General features: G+C 55.1%; 3 protein-coding genes. 2 read left to right on the top strand and 1 reads right to left on the bottom strand.

Annotated features, from left to right (window positions below; translation table 11 throughout):
- Both VN887_18920 and VN887_18915 read left to right on the top strand, forming a co-directional pair.
- Window positions 1-250, top strand: a 250-nt coding sequence (locus tag VN887_18920) for an NUDIX hydrolase (protein HXT42088.1), incomplete at its 5' end; no start/stop codon positions are given.
- Window positions 251-375: 125 nt separating this feature from the next.
- Complete coding sequence (locus VN887_18915; protein HXT42087.1) at window positions 376-585, top strand: cold shock domain-containing protein; 210 nt, start codon at window positions 376-378, stop codon at window positions 583-585.
- Between the two features lie 22 nt (window positions 586-607).
- On the opposite strand, the gene VN887_18910 is transcribed toward VN887_18915, so the two are convergent.
- Window positions 608-2,062 carry a hypothetical protein gene (locus VN887_18910; protein HXT42086.1) on the bottom strand — a complete coding sequence of 485 codons (1,455 nt, stop codon included), beginning with the start codon at window positions 2,060-2,062 and terminating at the stop codon, window positions 608-610.
- Window positions 2,063-2,269 lie beyond the last annotated feature (207 nt).

Here is a 2,269-nt window from a genome sequence, read left to right as displayed (position 1 = left end):
GAAGAAGGCGCTCCGCTTTTGGGCGAGTCCGGGCTTTGTTGCTGAAGCCATGAGCATCTACCTGGCTCGTGGTCCCAAACCCGGTGCTGCGCAACCCGAGGACGATGAAGTGATCGAAATCCATTGGGTTTCGCTGAGCCGAGCCGTCGCTATGGTGTTAGACAACACCATTCAGGACGCCAAAACCATTGCTGGAATTATGTGGTTCCATACACAGCGAAATCAGCAGCTTCGACGGAGTCGTTCGTAACCTGCTTTAAGTATTTTGGTGTCCAGCTAAAGTGTTTCCCGTCTTGACAGCCCCCCTACATCGGGTCGCACAATGAAATCAAAATCGGCTCAGTGTTCGAGTTTGAGCACTGGCAGGGGGAGTACGTGGATCGATTGAAAGGCACAGTAAAGTGGTTCAATAACGCCAAAGGGTACGGGTTCATCGGAAGAGATGATGGACCGGACGTGTTCGTCCACTACAGCGCCATCACTGCAGAAGGCTACAAAAGTCTGCAGGAGGGCGATCCGGTGGATTTCGAGATCGTGCAAGGACAGAAAGGACCGCAAGCCGCGAACGTGACTAAGTCACAGTGACAGCGCCCTTCCAGTCTGTTTTTTATTTGCTCGCGGGTTGAGCATCGTCTGGGTTGACCAGCGCATAGCTCACGAACGCTACCTGCTTACTATCGGGGGACCATGATGGAACGTTGATCGTTCCTTGTCCGCCGAAAAGCTGAGCGAGAATAGAGATTTTTTTGTCTTCAAGCGACATCACCCGGAGCATCACATTCTTGTTTTCCGGGTGCCCGGCCACATCTCGCTCGTAGGTGAGGAACACCATCCACTTGCCGTCGGGAGAAATGTGCGGGAACCAGTTGTTGTATTCGTCTGAGAAGACCTGCTCCTGGTTGCTGCCGTCGGCATTCATGCGCCAGATCTGCATGTGGCCGGTGCGCTCTGAGTTGAAGTAGATGTATTTCCCATCCGGCGAATACTCTGGTCCGTCATCCAGACCTTTGGCGGTGGTCAGGCGCGTTTCCTCGCCGCCTGTGACGGGAATCGTGTAGATGTCGAAGTCGCCATTGCGCTGGCCTACAAACGCGAGCGTCTTTCCGTCCGGCGACCACCCGTGCCAATACGAAGGACCGGTCTTTGTGATCTGTCGCGGTTCGCCTCCAGTGATGGGCAAAACGTAAACCAGCGAATCGTGCGCGACGGATCCAGTTTCCTTTGAGTTGTCGCTGACCGCGAGTTCCGTGCCGTCAAGTGAAATGCCGTGATCATTGTTCAGGCGGTTTTCAGAACCGGTGTTGATGACTTGCGGAGTGTCACCGGTGAGAGCCAGTTTTTCCAGGTGACCGTTGCGGTTGAACAGAACGTACGAGCCATCGCGCGACCAGTTTGGGGCTTCGAAGCGGCTTGCGTCGTAGTAGACAACCTGGCGGTCTCCAGATGTTACCGGCGCAGTCTCAAGCGTGCTGTAAAGGACCGGCTTCGCATTCGATGGACTCAAATTGCGGACGTTCACCTTCGAAAAAGTGGCCTCCTCGACATCATTTTTGTCGTGGGCGCACAACCCAAGGCCGACGTAGAAGTCTCCTTCCATGGGGACACGCATCGATTCGCCGTCATAACTCCACGCGCCGCCTGCCTTGCTGACGAACATGTACAGGAAGTCTCCGCGACGGACAAGGCGCAAACGCACCGGATGGAACTCGGCACTCGTCGGCGCCGCATTGGCGTCACGCGGCGACAGATTGGACTTAATCTCATGAGTGGTGCCGCCATTTTCGTCGCGGTATTGCAGGGCCAACAATCCATTACCGTGGATGGCAATATCAGCGTAAACAGACCCGGGCTCAAGTGACTGGCGAAAGAGCAATGCAGCTTTCTTGTGCGGATTCCCGGCAGTGTTTGGAAATGCCACCTCGGCGCTCAGTTCGACATCGCCGGACATCTTCTTCCACACAAATTGAAACGCGTCCTGCGTGGCCCACATGTTTTCGCCACTGGCGCGCAATGTATAAGTGCCGTTCGCGGCATTGAAGGCTGCAGATCCGGGATGGAGCACCGTCCCAATGTCGGCGTGATTTTCGAAGATTCCGACAGAATTCTGCGCCGCGGATGAGACAGAGAATGCCAGGACCGCAAGTGCAAGTATGAGCGAATGAAGCCGCATAAACGTTTTTCTCCCGAGGACTAGGAATATACCGGAATTGGGGCGGGGAAGCATGAAGGGAGGGTGTGATTCCTGATTTACGCGTGGGCCCCGAAGGAA

It is taken from the genome of Candidatus Angelobacter sp. (assembly GCA_035607015.1).
Taxonomy (GTDB): domain Bacteria; phylum Verrucomicrobiota; class Verrucomicrobiia; order Limisphaerales; family AV2; genus AV2.
The sequence above is the reverse complement of the archived record's forward strand: the minus strand, read 5'-3'. Positions and strand labels throughout refer to the sequence as shown.